Here is a 17264-nt window from a genome sequence, read left to right as displayed (position 1 = left end):
TGTCGGCGGACACGGAAAAATGCCCAGTGACGGTCATGTAGTTGCCCGCTGGCGGTCATGAAATCTGCCCGGTGGTGGCCATGGGATCTGCCCGACACGACATCCGTTGCCTGCCGCGTCCGCGGTCGGCGTCCCTTCCTCGAGTGCGATGAGTGGTGCTGAAGCACTGTTCGTCACCCGGGAAGGGACATCTTGAAGTCTGCCGAGGAAATCATGGAAATCTTGGATGCTTACGATCTGACCGGGTCGTTGCGTGACACCGCCGAGTTGGTGGGGTGTTCCCATCACACGGTGAAACGCTATGTGGAGGCCCGCGACAAGCTGGGTGGCCCGCCGTCGGGGACGGCCCGCCGGCCGCAGTTGATCGACGACTACCTGGAGAAGGTCGAGGAGTGGGTCGAGCGGTCGAAGGGGAAGGTCCGCGCCGACAGGGTCCACCAGAAGCTGGAGTGGCTGGGCTACACCGGCTCGGAGCGCACCACCCGCCGAGCGGTCGCGGCCGCGAAGACCGCGTTCCGGGTCGGGAACCGCCGGGTTCATCGGCCGTGGGTGACCGAGCCCGGGATGTGGTTGCAGTACGACTACGGCGACGGGCCGTTGATCGACGGGGTCAAGACGGTCCTGTTCGTCGCCTGGGTCGCGTGGTCGAGATTCCGGGTGGTGCTGCCGCTGCGGGACAAGACCCTGCCCTCGGTGTTCGCCGCCTTGGATGTCACGTTCCGCCGGATCGGGGGCGTCCCGACGTATGTGTTGACCGACAACGAGAAGACCGTCACCAGTGAGCACATCGCCGGGATCCCGGTCCGGAACCAGCAGCTGGTCGCCTTCGCCTCGCATTATGCGGTGACGGTTCACACATGTGTTCCGGCGGACCCGGCGAGCAAGGGCGGCACCGAATCATCGGTGAAGCTCGCGAAGGCCGACCTGGTGCCCACCGACGCCAACCTGCGCGACGCCTACGACACGTTCGCCGACCTCGAAGCCGCCTGCGAGGCGTTCTGCGACTTGGTCAACGCCCGCCCGCATCGGGTCACCCGCCGGGCCCCGGCCGAGATGCTGGCCGAGGAACGCCCACGGTTGCATCCTGTCGCCGCGGCGCCGTTCACGGTCGCGTTCGGGACCACGAGGGTGGTGCCGGACAACACGCCGATGGTGAACTTCGAACACGGCCAGTACTCCGTCCCTCACCGGCTCTGCGGCGAGACGGTCTGGGTCCGCGTCCACGGCCGCGGCGCGGATGAGCAGATCGTGATCTGCCACCTCGACGACGCGGGCCCGGTCGAGGTCGCCCGCCACCGACGCGCCACCCCAGGCACGCCGATGCTTGAGGGGCTGCATTTCCCGCCCGCCCCGGCCGGGGCCCTGGAGCGGTCACCCAGGGCGAAGACGGTCGCTGACACCGAGTTCCTCGCCCTCGGTGAAGGGGCGCGGATCTGGCTGGTCGAGGCCGCTCACGCGGGCACCGGGAAGATGCGGGTCAAGATGGCCGCCGCGGTCCAGCTGGCACGCCTGTTCAACCCCGCCGACGTCGACTGGGCCTTGGGGCATGCCGCCGTCCACGGCCGCTTCGCCGAGGCCGACCTCGCCTCCATCCTCGACCACCACCGCAGCCGACCCCACCCCCAACAGCTGCAGGCCAGCGAGGACCAGTCCCTGACCCAAGGCACCCGCGGCTGGGCCACCTACGGCACCAACCCCGCCCAGGAGATCGCCTCATGACCGCACCGAAGGTCGCCGTCCCCGTCGCGGGAGTCCCGGTCGCCCCGCCGCTACCGGCCGATCTGGAAGGCCTGCTGCGCCGGATGCGGTTGCCCTACATGCGGGCCCAGGCACCTGACATCCTCGCCACCGCCCGAGCGCAACGCTGGGACCCCGCCGAAATCATCAAGGCCCTCCTCATCGAAGAGGTCACCGGAAGGGAACGCTCCGCGCTCGCCACCCGCCGCACCGCCGCCGGGTTCCCCACCGGGAAAACCTTCGACGCCTGGCAGCCGACCGCCTCATCGATCCCGGCCCCCACCCAACAAGCACTCCGGACCCTGGAATGGGTCGGTCGGCGGGAGAACCTCGTCGTCTGCGGCCCCTCCGGCACCGGGAAGACGTTCTTCCTCGAAGCACTCGGCCAACACGCCGTCGAACAAGGACTACGCGTCGCCTGGTTCACCCTCGAAGACCTCGGCCTCCTGCTGCGCCGGCACCGCGCCGACGACACCGTGTCGAAAGCCATCGCCCGGATCCTGCGCGCCGACGTCGTCGTCGTCGATGACATCGGCCTGCTGCCCGTGTCCCACGACGCCGCCGAGGGCCTCTACCGCTTGGTCGACGCCGCCTACGAGAAACGCTCCGTCGCGATCAGCTCCAACCTCCACCCCGCCGGCTTCGACGAACTCATGCCCAAAACGCTGGCCACCGCCACCGTCGACCGGCTCCTCCACCACGCCCACGTCTGCCAAACCAGCGGCGACAGCGTCCGCCTCACCCAAGCACTCGCCGGCCGGGGGGTGACCCCCTTGCACTAACCACGCCCTCGACCGAGGTGGATGGCCAACAACCCCCTGGGGCAGATCCCATGGCCACCACCGGGCACTTCTCGTGACCGCTACCGGGCAGGTTTCATGTCCGCCTCCGGGCAGAAACCAGTGGCCCTTGACAGCGACACGACTTGTGGCGGACTGGAAGTCGAGTCGCTCACGCATGACCGTCAGCGCCGCGACGCTTTGCTGTGGAACTTCACTGTGCTCGGCGAGGCGGCGTCGCAGCTCCCGGAGTCAGTGAAGCAGGCGCACCCCGAGGTGAGGTGGTCGAGGCCCAGCCAGCTTCGGAATCGGATTGTCCATGGCTACTGGTCGGTCGACCTGGAGGTGTTGATCGCTACCGCCGTCGACGACCTCCCGGGGTTTGTCGCCGAGCTGCGTAAGGTGGCGGCCGAAATCAGCGACGGATGACGGCGTGATCGAGTGCAGACCGTAGATCCGTAGATTCGCGGTCCGGTATTCGTACCTTCGCGAGTCTCGCCTCCGCCTGGCCCAGTAGTGCCGAAGAACCGGTGATGACCAGCCCTGGTTCGGCGGATCTGGTGCCGACTACGCCATCAGATCCGCCCCCGAAGCACGCATCGTCTAGGCCCAGACCTCAATGACGACGCCGGCCCCGATCGGGCACACGGGCTCGGCAGGCTCAGGTGTTTTGTGAGATGCCTTGCCGCAAGGCTTTGAGTTGCTCCGCGACGAGCGAGCTTGGGGTGGTCGCCGTCTCGATGCAGGGTTGGCAAACCTATTCGTTTATGCGAAGCTCTCTGTTGTGGGGTTGATGATGGTTTCCGAGGCGGCTGAGCGTCTTGGGGTGTCCACACGACAGGTGCAGCATCTGGTCGCGCAGGGAGAGCTGCGCCAATTGGCGCGAGGGGTCGTGGACGGGACCTCGGTTGAGCGGCTGGTGGCGGTGCGTGGTGGATCACATCAGCGGGCATGGTCAGAGTCCACGGCGTGGGCGGCGGTGTCGCTGCTGTCGGGTGGGCATGGGCCATGGTTGGGGCTGACGCAGCGGTCGCGTCTGAGGTCGCGGCTTCGGGGACTGACTGCGTCCGAGTTCGTGGAGCGTGCGCGCGGTCGTGCTGTCGTGAGGCGGTATCGGGCGCATTCGAGCGCGGGTCAGTACCTTATCAGCGTGCTCGTGTGCGCCACGGATGCCGGGAGGCAGCTTGGGCTGGCCGAGACCACCAGTGTCGACGGCTATCTGGCGATCGACGAGGTCGAGGACGTGGTCCGTACTCATGGGTTGATCCGTGACGACGAGGGTCGAGTAACTCTGCGCGCCACGGGGATGGGGCTCGATATTGTCCGCGACCTCGCACAGCGCGGTGTTGTGTTGGCTGCCCTTGACTTGGCGGAGTCGCTCGATGTGCGGGAGAGGCGGGCCGGCCTGGGGGCCCTCGACAATGCGCTGGGATCCTTCCGTGATTGAGCGTCGGATCATCGATGTGCCGAGTCCGCCTGGTGGGTGGGGTGCCCCGTGGCCGAACGTTGCGGAGATCGAGGCGGTCCTGCCGCATGGGAAGTGGACGCTGGTTGGCGGGTTGATGGCCCAGCTGCATGGCGTCTACCGAGGTATCGACGCCCTTCGCCCCACTGATGATGTCGACATCGTGGTCCACGTCGAGACAACCCGGGGTGTCGCGGCTGAGACCGCCCGGGCGCTGGAGTCGCTGGGGTACAGGTTCACGCCCTCGATCGATGAGCGAAGCAACACCGCGCACAGATTCAGACGCGGGCAGTCGAAGATCGATGTGGTGATCGGGGAGGATGTGGTCGATGTCCTGATCGCAGACCATCCGGCACCGCGGGTGGTGGAGACGCTGCACGGCAAGACGATGGTCGCAATCGAAGGCGGCACCCAGGCCCTGAGGCGAACGATCAGCGCCCGGCTTGAGATCGTGCCCGGGGAGAACACCACAGTCAGTGTTCCTTCTCCTTTCGGAGCGGTGATCCTCAAGGCCGCGGCCTATCAGAGCGACACGCGCGACAGGGAGCGCCACCTTCAGGACGCCGCGCTGCTGCTGGCCGTGATTGAGGACCCGCTCGCGGAGCGGGCAGGGTTCGCAGGTTCCGATCGGGGGCGCCTGAACGTGCTCGCGCGGGCTCTCCCTGACACCGCCCCGTCGTGGCGGCTGCTCCCCGAGGCGTGGCGTGTCAACGGCCAGATCGCGCTACGCATCCTGACCGCCTGAGCACTCTGATGCTGTGGGCTCAGATTGGGCTTGGGGAAGATATGGCGGTTGGTCGAACGTTGTCGGAGCCAGTTTGAACAGGGGTTCGAGTCCCCCATGCTCCATGGCTGAACTCTCTAGTCAAACGCCCTTGACTAGAGAGTTTGTATGTTCACCTCGGACCCAAGTGCACTCAGAGGGACAGAAGAGAGCTTTCAGATCGCAGGTTCATCGGACGCGCGAGGGGCAGTCTGGCGAACTGGACGACGACGGACTCCACACCCGTGCCTGGAAAGACCTGATGACCGTGGCGCTCTCATCGGCGCGTGCACGCGCCGCGCCCGCGCCGCCGGCCGTGATGCGTCCGCGGGTGGGCTGGGCGCATCCGTTGTGGGGGGCCGGGGGCTTCAGGCGTTCTTACGCTCGAACCAGAGCCAAGCCGTCGTCAGGATCGCGATGCCGACGCCCGCCGCGAGGAACGTCCATGCGGGGATGAACATCGACGCGGTGCTGACCGCGTAGGGCGCGAGGAAGCCGATGTAGGTGAGGCTGTAGGCGACGGCGGTCGTGGGGGCGATGAGGTGCTGCGGCGTGTGATGCTCGACGATCGTGATGCTGCCGACCATGAGGAGGCCGTGCGCGGCCCCCAGCACGACCGCGGCGGGCATCAGCCAGAGCGGGTGGGGGAACAGCGCGGCTGCGGTCGCAATCATCATGCCGAGGGTCAGGACGGCCATGCCCAGCGGTGGCGTCCGGCCCGGGTCATGCTGGGCGTAGCGTCGGACCGACGGCTGCACCATCACGCTCGTGCCGAGGGTGAGTCCTGCGGTCAGGCCCGCGGCGGCCACCCGCGGCAAGCCAGGGACAGGGCCCACCAGGGCTGGGGTCACCGCGAACGCGACGGTCGCGGCCCCGAACACCCAGGGCGCCGAGGGCACGATCAGCTTCCAGAACCAGCCGTGCATCACGTGCCGCGCGGCGGCTGCGACCGTCGGTCTGGGCTGGTCTGACGTGTCGAGCTCGGGCGCATTCCAGACGATGGCCGCAGCGACGGCCTGCACGATCAGGTGCACCGCGTAGGCGAGCTGGAGCGGTGCCGGGAACCACTGCGCGAGGACGCCGGAGCCCATGGGCCCGATCGCGAAGCCCGCCGTCAACGCGACCGTCGACCGCCGGGCACCTGTGCCCAGCGGCAACCCGGCAGACAACTCCTTCACCCACGCCGTGCCGGGCGCCATGACGAACCCGACGCCGACCCCGGACGCGATGCGCCCGGCGAACAGCAGCCCGGGGGAGTCAGCACCGAGCAGCAACAGGAGGCTGCCCACCAGCATCAGCACCGAAGAGATCCGAACCAACGGACGCTTGCCCTTGTGCTGCGACACCCACGCAGCGGCGAGCAGGGCGGGCACGAGGCCCCCGACGTACGCGGCGAACATCCCCGTCACCAGTTGCTCGGACAGCCCTCGCTCGTCCCGGTAGACGAGCAGCATCGGCGCGAACTGGTTGGCGCCCCAGCCGGCGGCCAGCATGGCCAGCGCTACCCGCCGCCAGGTGCGGGGGGTGGCGGTGGCGTGCAGGGCGTCCATGCGCCCATCCTTCCGCAAGGAATCAGCTGTCGATCGGCAGGGCTTCCACGGCGGGGTGGCGGCCTCGATCGACCGGTCACGGCCGCTCACTCGGCCCCGTCACGCGGCTCAGGTCGTCGTCCCGCCCTTGATCAGGTTCTGCTGACGACCAACCAGCGGTCGAGGAAGTCTGCCACCAGAGCGATGTAGGCCGCCCGATCCGCGAAGTAGCCTCCGCAGTGGTCCGCCCCGTCGAAGGATACGAGCTCGACCGGCCCCGGGGCCGCGGCCGCGGCCAACTGCAACGCATGGTCGTAGGGGATGACCCTGTCGTTGGTCCCGTGTAGCAGCAGCAGTGGACGAGGCGAGATCGCGCCGATCCTGTCGAGGGGACGGACCTCGGAGAAGGCGTAGCCGTAGCGCAATCGGTTCACCAGGTCGGCAACCGGGATGAGCGGCTCGCTCGGCAGGCGGTGGCGGCGATATCCCGTGGCGACGACGTCACTGAGGGTTGCGAAGGGTGAATCGGCGACGAGAGCCTCAATCCGGGAATCCTGCGCCGCAGTGAGGATGGCCGTGGAAGCGCCCATCGAGAATGACACGACGGCGATCCGGGCGTCGGGCCGGCGCTCGCGCACCAGGTCCAAGGCGGCGCTCAGGTCCCGCTGCTCGTGGTGAGCCAGGGACTGTGGGCCATCACCGGAGTCTCCGTTGCCACGGAAATCGAAGAGCAGGACGCTGTGGCCAGCCCGCCACAGACCTGAGCCGATCCCCAGCATGTCAGACTTGTTGCCTCGGTGGCCGTGGGCGCAGACGACGACGGTGGACGACGCAGGTTGGTCGAGCCACCAGCCTGCCAAGGGAACTCCGTCGGCTGCGGTAAAGGCGACATCCTCCGACCGAGCCCTCACCTCGAACGGAGTGAATGTGTAGTTGGGCCACGGGCGCCTCGGCCCATTCAGGGTCCAGGCGGTGAACCCGCCGAGCGCGCCGACTCCGAGCCCGACGCCCATCACCACCCACCCTGCGGCGCCCAACATCCTCTTCATCCGCATCCACCTTCTAGGTGCAAACCAACTTAGTTCACCGCCCAGCAGGGCTGGGACCTGAACTGTGCAGCAAAGCCATCCACGGAGGGCACCGTTCCGGTGCTTTCCTGTCACACCGAACCGAACCGGGCGGTCCCGACCAGCGATCAACGAACCTCTGATGCCGCGCGGAGCGATGACGAGCATTGAGGTCGTGGGTGTGGGTGATCCGGCGGCCCGGTTGGGAATCTCAAGGGTGGCGTTGAGCAGGGTGTTGCACGGTCACGCCCGGGTCAGTCCGAACCTCGCAGTCCGATTGGAGGAGGCGGGAGTGGGGTCCGCCCGGGTGTGGTTGGCCATGCAGACCGCCTTCGACCTGGCTGCCGAACGTGCCGCTGGGCTGCCGAAGGTCCGCCGCCTGGATGACGTCGCCTGACCACCCCACGACGAGCTGCACCAGACCCGCCACCGTAGCCGCGTGGCGCCCCCGGATCATGACCAGTCGGCTGCCCGCGACTCGCGTCGCTCCCGCAATGCCGCGCCAAGGAACCGGTAAGTCCATTCCTGGGCGAGTTGGCGTGTCTCGGCGAAGATGACCGGCACATTCGGCACCCGTACCTGGCACTCGGCCAAGGCTTCGGCGACCGTCGACGCCTTCACGTGCGTCAGCTTGAAGATCGCTGAGTAGCGCTCCTCGACGACGACCGCGGCCCGCGGCACCGTCGCCAACTCTTCGAGCCGGTAGATCAGGCGGCCACCGGCCAGCGAGCCAGCCAGATCCTGCAGGCTCTTCCGCTCGACCACCGCAACCACCTCGTCCTCGTCGACGACGCCGTAGTCACCCACCCGGAGCGCCTCACGTCGGGTAACAGCCTGTTGGGCCGTGAACTTCCAGGCGTACTTTTCGCGGGTGTCGACGACGATCTCGAGGTCGTCGAAGCCGGAGGCGCGCGCCGTCGGGAGGGCGACATTCGGTCGCGCGGCCTTCGTGGTGCGGGCGTTCTGCCAGAAGATCATCTCCCGCCCCCGAGCCTGGGTGATGACGAACTGCGAGCGCGACTCGCGGGTGCGGTCGGCCTCGACGCTGATGGCGGCACCGCGCCGGACGCAAGAGCGCAGCGGAATGCGTTCGACGATGTCGGGGTCGTCCGGCCAGGGCAGGCCGTGTCGGTGGCAGTAGATCTTGGCGGTGCGGGGCCAGGTGTCCTTGGCGCGCAGGACGATGCCGCCATCGATGGGGATGAGGAGGATGAACGGCAGCGTGGAGTCCTCGGGATTGCGCGCGATCAGCAGCTCCATGTCACTCCCCACCTCTGACACCCGACTCTAGTGTCGTGCGTCATGAGTTCGTTGGTGAGTGCACGGGATGCCACGCAGAGCCGCCACACTCCGTCGGGGGGGGCGCGGCCTGACTGGCGTGTCGAGTCTGCCCCGACGGGGATCCTGTCGTAAGCGCGGTGCGACTCGCGCTTGAGAACTACCATCGCACTACTGCTGTGTCCATGCGGCCGAGGACGGCCACACCACCAGGAGGATCGATGACAGTCGGCGAGCACCGGAACGCCCCGCGCGGGGGTGGCAGGTCATTCAGTGGCGGAGTGATGCTTCTGATCGGGCTCCTTGCAGGAATTGCGCTGGCCGCGGCTGGCGGCGTCTTCCTCCTCGGCATCGGGTGGGCGACCCCGTTGGAGGCGCAGTCGGTCATCAGCGCCAGCCCGAGCCCATCGCCGTCGCCGACGCCGGACGACGTGACGACGCAGCCCGGCGACGTGTCCGAGGCGTGCGTGCGGGCGGCGGAGTACAACGCCGTGGTCGACGACGCCGTCGACGACCTCGCCAGGGGTGCGGAGGCACAGGACGCGCGCGCACTGCAGGAGACCCTCGACCGCCTCCAGGATGCCCGTGAAACGGCCGACGGGGCGTCCGAGGAGTGCCTCGCCCAAGCTGGGAAGACCCCGCAGACCAGTCAGTCGGCCTCTCCGGAGCCCAGCCCCAGCCCCACGTCATGACCGCAGCACCTGCGCCGGTCGAAGCGGAGCCGCGCCGCGGCCTCATGGCCACACTCTGGTACGGCTACGCCCGCGTGACGGTCGCGCTGCGCTGGGTCATCGTCGTGGGATGGGTGGCGGCGGCGATCGCGGCGACGTTGCTTCTGCCTCCCATGCAGAGCACGGCCAATGACATCGAAGCGCTCGGGGCCGACGACGCCAGTTTCGCGGCCGAGCAGCGGTCGATGGAGCTGTTCGGGTTTCCCCTCCTGAGTCGAGCGGCGATCGTGCAACGCAACCCCGAGGGTCTGCCCCCATTGGTTCAGGCCGAAGCCGTCATGCGTGGCATCGCCGTCAGCCAGGGGAAGCACGACACGGAAATACTCGGCGCGATCCCGGTGCCGAACGCCGAGGGAGCGTTCCCCGGTGCCGCCGAGAAGAACACCACCGTCGTCACCTTCGTGTTCGCGGACCCCTCCCTGAACTTCTTCGAGCAGACCGCGGTGGTCGAGGACTTCGCGGCCGAGCAGCTCACGGACGCGTCCGACGCGTATGTGGGCGTCACAGGTTCCATCCCGGCGCGCGCCGCCCAGGGCAAGGTTCTGAACTCCTACGTCCACATCGTCGAGGCCGCGACAGTACTTGCGGTGCTGACGATCGTGGCGCTCACGTTCGGGTCGCTGGTGGCGCCGGCCCTGACGCTGATCTCCGTGGGCGCTGCCGTGTTCGTCACGCTCGGCGTCTCCGGATGGGCCGCGACCATCATGGATGTGTCGATCCCGGCCGACCTGAGGCCACTGATCGTCGCACTCCTCCTCGGCATCGTGACCGACTACTGCATCTTCTACCTCTCCGGGCTCCGCACCCGGCTCCGGGAAGGCCACGAACGCCTCGAGGCGGCCCGACTGGCCACCGCTTCCGTCACGCCGATCGTCACCGTCGCGGGCGTGACGGTCGCGGCGGGAACGGCGTCGCTGCTGGTCGCCGAGTCCCCACTCTTCAGCGGGTTCGGGCCCGCGCTCGCGCTCACCGTCCTGACCGGACTCGTGGTGGCCGTCACCCTCGTGCCGGCCTTGCTCGCCATTCTCGGCCGAGCGGCGTTCTGGCCGCGAGCCCTCGTCGCCGAGCCCGCGAAGGTGCGCGAACGCCCTTCGCTCCTCACCCGGGCGGTCGCGCACCGGGGCTCCGCCTTCGTGCTCGTGCTGCTGTGCGTGGTTGGCCTGGGCGCCGCCGCCTACCAGGCGCGCAATCTCGACCTCGGCCTCGGGTTCGTCCAATCCCTGCCGGAGACAACGAGTGCGCAGCGGGCGGCAGATGCTGCCGGCAAGGGCTTTTCTCCGGGCATCGTTTCCCCGACAGAGATCGTGCTCGAAGGCCCGGGAGTCGGGGAGAAGGCCGATGAGGTCGCCCAGTTCGGGGAGGCCCTCAAGGCTCAATCGGGGGTTGCGGGGGTGATCGGCCCCGGGGACCTCCGCGCTGCTGACGAGGTCGGAGCCTTCACCGCTGAGTCGGGGGACGCCGTCCGCTTCCTCGTCGTCCTTCACAGCACGCCGCTCGAGGCGACGGCGATCGACACGCTCGAGCGCATCGAGGCGGCACTTCCGCAGCTCGCCGCCGACGCGAATCTCGGCGAGGTCACCACCCACGTCGGCGGCGACACCGCGCTCGCCTCGGGCATCATCACCGACACCACCAACGACCTCCTCCGGATCGGGCTCGTCGCGCTTGCCGTGAACCTGCTTCTGCTGGTCATCTTCCTGCGTGCGCTGATCGCCCCCCTGTACCTCCTCGCGTCGAGCGTCCTCGCGCTCGGGGCGACGCTGGGCCTGTCAGTGCTGTTCTTCCAGGACTTCCTCGGGCACGACGACCTCACGTTCTACGTCCCGTTCGCGGGGTCGGTGCTCCTGCTGTCCCTAGGGTCCGACTACAACATCTTCGCCGTCGGCCACGTCTGGCAGGAGGCCCGCAACCGGTCGCTGAAGGACGCCCTGCTCGTCGCCACCCCGGAGTCGACCAGAGCGATCACCTCCGCGGGCCTGGCGCTGGCTGCCAGCTTCGGGCTGCTTGCACTGGTTCCGCTGGGACCGTTCCGCGAACTGGGCTTCCTGCTGGGGGTCGGTATCCTGATTGACGTGTTCATCGTCCGAGCGTTGCTCGTGCCGTCGCTGATCACGCTGGTGGGCCCGCTGAGCAGTTGGCCGTCAGGCATCCTGCAGCGCGAGAGGCGCACTCGCGTCAGGAAGGCACGTGCGAATGCCTGACCAGTACCCAGTCCAGCCGGACGGCAACCACGCCGTCACTCCATCGCGTCGACGCCTGCGTGGGCGCGTGCTCGACTGGGCCATCGGCGCCCTCGGAATGCTCGGCATCGTGTTCCTCGCGCTGCTGCTGTTCTGGCTGTCGATCACGCGGCCGGTCGCCAGCACCGATGCCACGCCGATCGACGGCACGCCGACCGCCTCCTCAGCCGGACCCATCGCAGAAGCCACCCCGCCTCCGGATCTCGCCGAGAACGAGGTCTGGTTCGGTGACGTCTCGCTCAACGCCAGTTCCGTCCTCGCCGCGGGAACGCCGCTCCGCGACGTCGTCGGCACCGGTACCGACGTCACGTCGGGGCCGGAGGGACTCGTCGCCCGCCACCTCGAACTCACGGCCACGGTCCCGTTCCACGTCGTGGCCGCGCAAGTCGGCCCGGACGCCACCCTGAGTGCCGCCGATGATGGTGAGGTGCGTGTTGACACCCGGGTGGAGGCACTGGGACGCACTCTCCCCGTCGGGGCCACCGGTACGGTCACGGTTGTGGGCGGCAAGCTGGTGATGGTGCCGACGTCCATCGACATCGGAGGGCCCCAGTTCGTCTCAGAGTTGCTGGGAGATGTGCTGCAGGAGTTGATCACGTTCGAGCACCGTATCGAGGGTCTGCCCGACGGGGTCGTCCTGCGGAGCGTGAAGGTGGTGGACGGCGGATTCCGCGCCAATCTCACCGGGGACAACGTCCGACTCGTGCAGTGAGTCGGCCGCTCCTCCGAACCAGTCCGCAAGGTTGCCTTGCCGCATACTTCGTCAGTGGGCCGATATCGGTCGTTACGAGCGGGTCATAGGCCGACTTTAGGCTGAGGGCGATGCGACAACCAGGCCCGCGCCTCATTCACTCAACTGAGCGGTGGATCTGGTGGGGACTACACAACCAGATCCACCGCACAGCGCCGCGGTCCGGCGGGACGCGGTCCGGCCAGGGCCCCGTGCTACTTCTTGGCGGCCTTCGTCGGCTTGGCCTTGGTGGTCGGTGCCTTTGTCGTCGTCGCCTTCTTCTCCTCCGACTTGCCCCGTCCAGGCGTCTCGTCGACCGCCTTGCCTGGAGGTGTGGTGTCCTGCGCTTCGCCGTCATGGGTGGCGGGCTGCGGCGTCGACGCGACGGGTGCGGCCGTCGCGGAGGGGGTGCCAGCGACCGATGGGGTCACCGAGGGCGACGGCGAGACGCTGGCCGGTGTGCCGGGATCCCCCTCTGAAGTCGGGTTCTGGGTCCAGGCCATCGCGGCCAGGACACCACTGGAGACAAGGACGGCGCCCGCCACCCACCAGGCGCGGTCGGCGCTGGTGCTCGACGGTGGGGACGCCGGCGCACCCGGCCGGAGCGCGGCCGCAGCCGCAGAGGCGGCCGTGGTCATCACCGCGGTGGCGCCGGGCAGCCGCGCGGTGCTGTCCTCCGGAATGAGGGCGGGGACGACGGCGGCGTCCCGCGCGGACGCCTCGATGTCCCTCAGCCGGGCGGCGACTTCGGCGGCCGACGCCGGTCGATCGTCGGGCTGCTTGGCCAGTAGTTCGCCGATCAACGCCTCCAAGGCCGCGCTCGCCTCGGGCCGTCGCGCGCGAAGCAGGGGAGGGTCGATCTGCACATGCTGGTGGAGTGCCCCGATGACGTGCTCGCTCTCGAACGGGGGCAGCCCCGTCGCGAGAGTCATGAGGACGCAGCCCAGGGCGTAGAGATCGCTGCGCTCATCGGCGGGCGCCCCGGCCGCCTGCTCCGGAGACACGTAGAGGGCGCTGCCCACGACGGTGTTGGTCGCGGTGAGCGCGGGGGCGGCCGACTGGGAAAGCCGGGCCACTCCGAAGTCGACCACCTTCAACTCGCCGGAGGGCCCGAGCATCAGGTTGCCGGGCTTGATGTCGCGGTGGACGATCCCGGCCCTGTGCGCCGCAGCGAGGCCGGCAGCGACCTGCGCCCCGAGACCTGCCACCTCCGCCTCCGGGAGCGGTCCGCGAGACGCGACCAACTGCGCGAGCGTCGGCCCCGGGAGCAGTTCCATGACGATGTAGGTCCACGCTTGGTGGGTTCCGATGTCGAAGACCAGAACGGTGTTCGGGTGCTGGAGCGCCGCCATGGCCACGGCCTCGCGGCGGAACCGCTCCAATGCCGCGGGGTCGCTGGAGCCCGCGGACAGCAGCTTCACCGCGACCTCCCGGCCCAGGACGGCATCGTGGGCCTGCCACACCTGGCCCATGCCCCCGGAGGCGAGCAGGTGCGAGAGGCGGTAGCGGTTGCCCAGAACGGCGTCGGCTTGCATGCTCTCATTTTCTCCCGCGGGCAAGCCCAGCCCAACTCGCAGGCAGTGTTCCCGACGGGTCAGGCTGGCATGCCCATGCCGGACGCTGCTATGCCTTGCCGGCCGCAGCCTTGGCGTTGGCCTCTGTCTCGGCGATCTTGGTCAGGAGCTCGTCGGTGCGCGACTCCTCGTCCAGCGACTGCGTGAGCAGGTCGTAACCGTCGGAGAGCCCGAGCATCTTCGCCCAGCGGCGCATGGTGCCGTAGCGGGTGATCTCGTAGTGCTCCACGGCCTGGGCGGACGCGATGAGCGCGGCGTCTGCGGCGGGGCTGCCCTGGTACTCCTCAAGGTGCTCGTCACCCTCCTTGAGGATGCCGTCGATGGCGTCGCAGCGCTTGCTGGTGGGCTTGCGGTCGATCATCGCGAACACCTTCTCGAGCCGCTCGACCTGACCCTCGGTCTCGGTCAGGTGATGCGCGAACGCGGCCTTGAGCTCGTCGGAGACGGCGGCCTCCTGCAGCTTCGGCAACGTCTTGAGGATGTGCCGCTCGGCGTAGTACATGTCGCGCATGGTCTCGTAGAAGAGACCGTCCAGGTTCTTGTCTGCCATTGTCGTGCCTCTCGTAGATTCTTGACCGCTTGCCCCTATATCTACCCATTCCCCGGTGACCTGAAACATGTGGCGAGGCGATACGTTGGTTATGAAAAGAAGACGTTCGTATCCGGTGGGGAGGATGTCCATGTCTGGTGGAGAGGAACGGCGGGTGCGTCGCCCCCGTCGCCTGCGGCGACCGGCACCGGAGGGGCGACAGTCGTGAGACAGACGATCGTGATGACGGGGGCTTCGCGCGGTATCGGGCGCGTCGCCGTCGAACGCATCCTCACCGAGGAGCCCGAAACGCATCTGGTGCTGCTGGCCCGTGGGCCGGCAGACGACCTGGCCGCAGGGCTGGGAGCGGGACGAGCGAGGGTGTCCGTGATCCAGGCAGACCTCACGTCGTTGCGCAGCACCGCCGATGCTGCCGCCGAAGTCGTCGACCGGCTCGACGCGGGTGAATTCCCGCCGCTGCGGGCACTGGTGTGCAACGCCGGGATCCAGCACACGAACGACCTCACCGAGACCGTCGACGGCTTCGAGGCGACGTTTGCCGTCAACGTGCTGGCCAACCATGTGCTCGTGCGGCACCTCCACCCTCGCCTACAGGTACCCGCGAGGATCGTCGTCACCGTCAGCGACACCCACTTCGGCGACCTGCGGCACAACCTCGGCATGGTGCCGGGGCCGCAATGGGCCTCGGCCGATGTGCTGGCCCGCACAGGGGCCTTCCGGAATCCGGAGAGTACGGCAGCCGGGCGCACTGCGTACTCGACCAGCAAGCTCGCCGCGATCCATCTCGTGCATGAGTACGCCAGGCGGCTCCCCTCCGTCGCGGTCATCGGCTACAACCCCGGCTTCGTGCCCGGCACCGACCTCGCCCGCGACGCGGACCCGTTCTCACGGTTCGCCATGCGGCGGATAATGCCGCTCCTGGCCGCGACCCCGTTGGCGACGACCCCGGCAAGGGCCGGGCGGTACCTCGCCGATGTCACGCTGGGCATCATCGACGCACCCAGCGGGGCGTACGTCGACCGAAACCGGGTTGCCTCATCGTCACCCGAGTCGTACGACCCCCAACGGGAGCAGGACACCTGGAACACCGTCGAATTCCTCACTGCCGCATGGTGACGGATCACGAACCCTGAGCGCTCCACCGTGCCGGCTCACTTCGGTGACAGCCTTCTGGTCGATCACGACGGCGGAGTCAGGCAGTCCGGGCCCTCGCCGGGTCCAAGGGTCATGTGGGGGAGCACCAGGGGATTCCCCCGATGGGAAAGTCTACGCCGTAGAGTTAGGGTCATGGCATGATCTACACCGTAGAAACACCCGCCCCGCCGACCCATCTCGAGTCGGTCGTCTCCCGCTACCGGCACCCCTTGACCTTCTACCTGCTGGCGACGTCCATCCCGTGGGCGCTCTGGCTCACGGCAGGGTATCTGTCGCGGTTGCCCGGGCAGACGTCCCCCCTGACGGCACTCATCGCGATCCTGAGCCTCGGTGGCCTGGTCGCCCCGGTCGCCGTGGCCTGGGCCCTGGTGGCCCGTGACCCGATTCTGCGTCGCGACGTCCTCCACCGGCTCGTGAACGTGCGGGACGTGCCGGCATGGGCCGCGCTCCTTTCGCTCGTCCTGCTCCCCGGGGCGCTGCTGCTGGCCACCGCCATCTCGATCCCGATGGGCTACCCACTCGAGCAGTTCGCCTTCCGGGGCGGCGCATCGTTCACCACGGGGGCGGTACCCGCCCTGCTGACGCTGATTCTGGCTCCGGTGCTGGAGGAGCTGGCGTGGCACAGCTATGGCACCGACTCGCTGGCGTCGCGCTGGACGGTGTGGCGGACGTCGCTGGTCTTCGCCGTGGTCTGGGCGATGTGGCACCTGCCCCTGGCGACGATCCAGGGAAACTATCAGGCGGAGGTGGTGGAGACCGGCTGGCTGGCGACCGCGAACTTCGCGCTGTCGATGTTTCCCTTCATCATCCTGATGAACTGGCTCTACTACCGCAGCGGTCGCAACATCGTCCTACCGATCGTCTTCCACGCCGCCGCCAACGTCGGCAACGAGCTGTTCCTGACCCACTCCGACACCAAAGCGATCCAGACGGCCATCCTTCTGGTAGTTTGCGGAATCGTGCTGTGGCGGGAGCGGGAGTTGTTCTTCACCCGGCCGGAGCGCGCCCTGACATGACGCCGGCTCCGTCGCTGCTCAGCCGCCAGCAGATCGTCCGCGCAGCGATCGTGTTGCTGGACCGCGACGGGGTCGACGCCTTCTCGATGAGGCGCCTCGGCGGGGAGCTGGGCGTCGACCCGATGGCGATCTACCACCACCTCCCCAACAAGGCTTCCCTGTTCGATGCCGTGGTCGACACCGTCTGGTCCGAGACCGCGGTCGAGTGGCCTGAGGCCGGGGCGCCGTGGCAGCAGGTGGTGGGGATCGTAGCCCGGGCCCTGCGCCGGGAGCTGCTCGTGCACCCTCGGCTGGTCCCGATCATCGCCACCCGACCCATCGTCACGCAGGCCATGCTGAAGCTGGTCGACGAGACGCTCGGGTACCTGGCCGACGGCGGTCTTGCCCCTGCGTCCGCGATGCAGCTGCTCGACTGCCTGGTGGCCTACACCGTGGGCAAGGTGCAGGGCGAGGTCCGTGACCCGGTGGGCGGGGAGGGTGTCTCTCCGGAGTCCGTCTACGCCGCGCTCACCCCCGAGTCTCACCCACACCTCGCAGACGCCATGGCAGCCGGCTACGGCTGGGCCCCCGAGGACGAGTTCGAACGCGGCCTGGTGGCCATGATCGCCGGGTGGGGCACCACCTCGGCCTGGTGACCGGAGTCCGGAGTC

At 68.4% G+C, this 17264-nt stretch carries 17 protein-coding genes; 12 read left to right on the top strand and 5 right to left on the bottom strand.

The genetic code is table 11. The features are described 5' to 3' along the window. The first annotated feature begins 192 nt into the window (after positions 1 to 192). The 5 genes from istA to ACZK5N_RS14325 all read left to right on the top strand — a co-directional run bounded on the left by istA (position 193) and on the right by ACZK5N_RS14325 (position 4726). Positions 193 to 1719, top strand: a complete 1527-nt coding sequence (gene istA / locus ACZK5N_RS14345; protein ID WP_459017652.1) for an IS21 family transposase — start codon at positions 193 to 195, stop codon at positions 1717 to 1719. Continuing rightward, positions 1716 to 2519, top strand: coding sequence for an IS21-like element helper ATPase IstB (gene istB / locus ACZK5N_RS14340; protein ID WP_459017651.1), 804 nt, complete (start codon positions 1716 to 1718; stop codon positions 2517 to 2519). Before istA ends, istB begins: the two co-directional genes overlap by 4 nt. Before the next feature lie 96 nt (positions 2520 to 2615). Further along, positions 2616 to 2945 (top strand): HepT-like ribonuclease domain-containing protein, encoded by a 330-nt coding sequence (locus ACZK5N_RS14335; protein ID WP_463625174.1) that lies wholly within the window; start codon positions 2616 to 2618, stop codon positions 2943 to 2945. A 319-nt stretch (positions 2946 to 3264) separates the two neighbouring features. Next, a complete protein-coding gene (locus tag ACZK5N_RS14330) occupies positions 3265 to 3963 on the top strand; it encodes a hypothetical protein (RefSeq protein ID WP_459018315.1) in 699 nt (232 codons plus the stop codon). A 115-nt stretch (positions 3964 to 4078) separates the two neighbouring features. Beyond that, positions 4079 to 4726 carry a hypothetical protein gene (locus ACZK5N_RS14325; RefSeq protein ID WP_459018313.1) on the top strand — a complete coding sequence of 216 codons (648 nt, stop codon included), beginning with the start codon at positions 4079 to 4081 and terminating at the stop codon, positions 4724 to 4726. A gap of 386 nt (positions 4727 to 5112) precedes the next feature. Here the strand turns inward: ACZK5N_RS14325 and ACZK5N_RS14320 are convergent, their stop codons facing one another. Both ACZK5N_RS14320 and ACZK5N_RS14315 read right to left on the bottom strand, forming a co-directional pair. Then, a complete protein-coding gene (locus ACZK5N_RS14320; RefSeq protein ID WP_459018311.1) occupies positions 5113 to 6294 on the bottom strand; it encodes an MFS transporter in 1182 nt (393 codons plus the stop codon). 131 nt (positions 6295 to 6425) lie between these two features. Further along, positions 6426 to 7322, bottom strand: coding sequence for an alpha/beta hydrolase (locus tag ACZK5N_RS14315; RefSeq protein ID WP_459018309.1), 897 nt, complete (start codon positions 7320 to 7322; stop codon positions 6426 to 6428). Positions 7323 to 7497: 175 nt separating this feature from the next. Between ACZK5N_RS14315 and ACZK5N_RS14310 the strand changes: the two genes are divergently transcribed. Then, a complete protein-coding gene (locus tag ACZK5N_RS14310; RefSeq protein ID WP_459018307.1) occupies positions 7498 to 7737 on the top strand; it encodes a HigA family addiction module antitoxin in 240 nt (79 codons plus the stop codon). A 56-nt stretch (positions 7738 to 7793) separates the two neighbouring features. On the opposite strand, the gene ACZK5N_RS14305 is transcribed toward ACZK5N_RS14310, so the two are convergent. Continuing rightward, positions 7794 to 8600 (bottom strand): ERCC4 domain-containing protein, encoded by an 807-nt coding sequence (locus tag ACZK5N_RS14305; protein ID WP_459018305.1) that lies wholly within the window; start codon positions 8598 to 8600, stop codon positions 7794 to 7796. Positions 8601 to 8899: 299 nt separating this feature from the next. On the opposite strand from ACZK5N_RS14305, the gene ACZK5N_RS14300 reads away from it, so the two are divergent. The 3 genes from ACZK5N_RS14300 to ACZK5N_RS14290 are packed head-to-tail and all read left to right on the top strand — an operon-like array spanning position 8900 to position 12301. Beyond that, entirely contained in the window at positions 8900 to 9310 is a 411-nt protein-coding gene (locus ACZK5N_RS14300; RefSeq protein ID WP_459018303.1) for a hypothetical protein, read from the top strand. Further along, complete coding sequence (locus ACZK5N_RS14295; RefSeq protein ID WP_463625173.1) at positions 9307 to 11550, top strand: MMPL family transporter; 2244 nt, start codon at positions 9307 to 9309, stop codon at positions 11548 to 11550. The genes ACZK5N_RS14300 and ACZK5N_RS14295 overlap by 4 nt, the downstream gene beginning before the upstream one ends. Beyond that, positions 11543 to 12301: an LmeA family phospholipid-binding protein gene (locus ACZK5N_RS14290; RefSeq protein WP_463625172.1), complete on the top strand. Its 759-nt coding sequence runs from the start codon at positions 11543 to 11545 to the stop codon at positions 12299 to 12301. Before ACZK5N_RS14295 ends, ACZK5N_RS14290 begins: the two co-directional genes overlap by 8 nt. A gap of 233 nt (positions 12302 to 12534) precedes the next feature. Here ACZK5N_RS14290 and ACZK5N_RS14285 read toward each other — a convergent pair whose 3' ends face one another. Both ACZK5N_RS14285 and ACZK5N_RS14280 read right to left on the bottom strand, forming a co-directional pair. Next, positions 12535 to 13854 (bottom strand): serine/threonine-protein kinase, encoded by a 1320-nt coding sequence (locus ACZK5N_RS14285; protein ID WP_463625171.1) that lies wholly within the window; start codon positions 13852 to 13854, stop codon positions 12535 to 12537. An 88-nt stretch (positions 13855 to 13942) separates the two neighbouring features. Continuing rightward, positions 13943 to 14443 (bottom strand): YciE/YciF ferroxidase family protein, encoded by a 501-nt coding sequence (locus tag ACZK5N_RS14280; RefSeq protein ID WP_463625170.1) that lies wholly within the window; start codon positions 14441 to 14443, stop codon positions 13943 to 13945. Positions 14444 to 14647: 204 nt separating this feature from the next. On the opposite strand from ACZK5N_RS14280, the gene ACZK5N_RS14275 reads away from it, so the two are divergent. From ACZK5N_RS14275 to ACZK5N_RS14265, 3 genes are all read left to right on the top strand, one after another. After that, positions 14648 to 15559 carry an SDR family NAD(P)-dependent oxidoreductase gene (locus ACZK5N_RS14275; protein WP_463625169.1) on the top strand — a complete coding sequence of 304 codons (912 nt, stop codon included), beginning with the start codon at positions 14648 to 14650 and terminating at the stop codon, positions 15557 to 15559. A gap of 176 nt (positions 15560 to 15735) precedes the next feature. Next, on the top strand, positions 15736 to 16614 hold the full coding sequence (locus ACZK5N_RS14270) for a CPBP family intramembrane glutamic endopeptidase (RefSeq protein ID WP_463625168.1): 879 nt from the start codon (positions 15736 to 15738) through the stop codon (positions 16612 to 16614). Beyond that, positions 16611 to 17249 (top strand): TetR/AcrR family transcriptional regulator, encoded by a 639-nt coding sequence (locus ACZK5N_RS14265; protein WP_459018289.1) that lies wholly within the window; start codon positions 16611 to 16613, stop codon positions 17247 to 17249. The genes ACZK5N_RS14270 and ACZK5N_RS14265 overlap by 4 nt, the downstream gene beginning before the upstream one ends. Positions 17250 to 17264 lie beyond the last annotated feature (15 nt).

This window comes from Tessaracoccus pujii (assembly GCF_055326215.1).
Note: the sequence above shows the minus strand (reverse complement) of the source record. Positions and strands in the feature narration are given on the sequence as shown.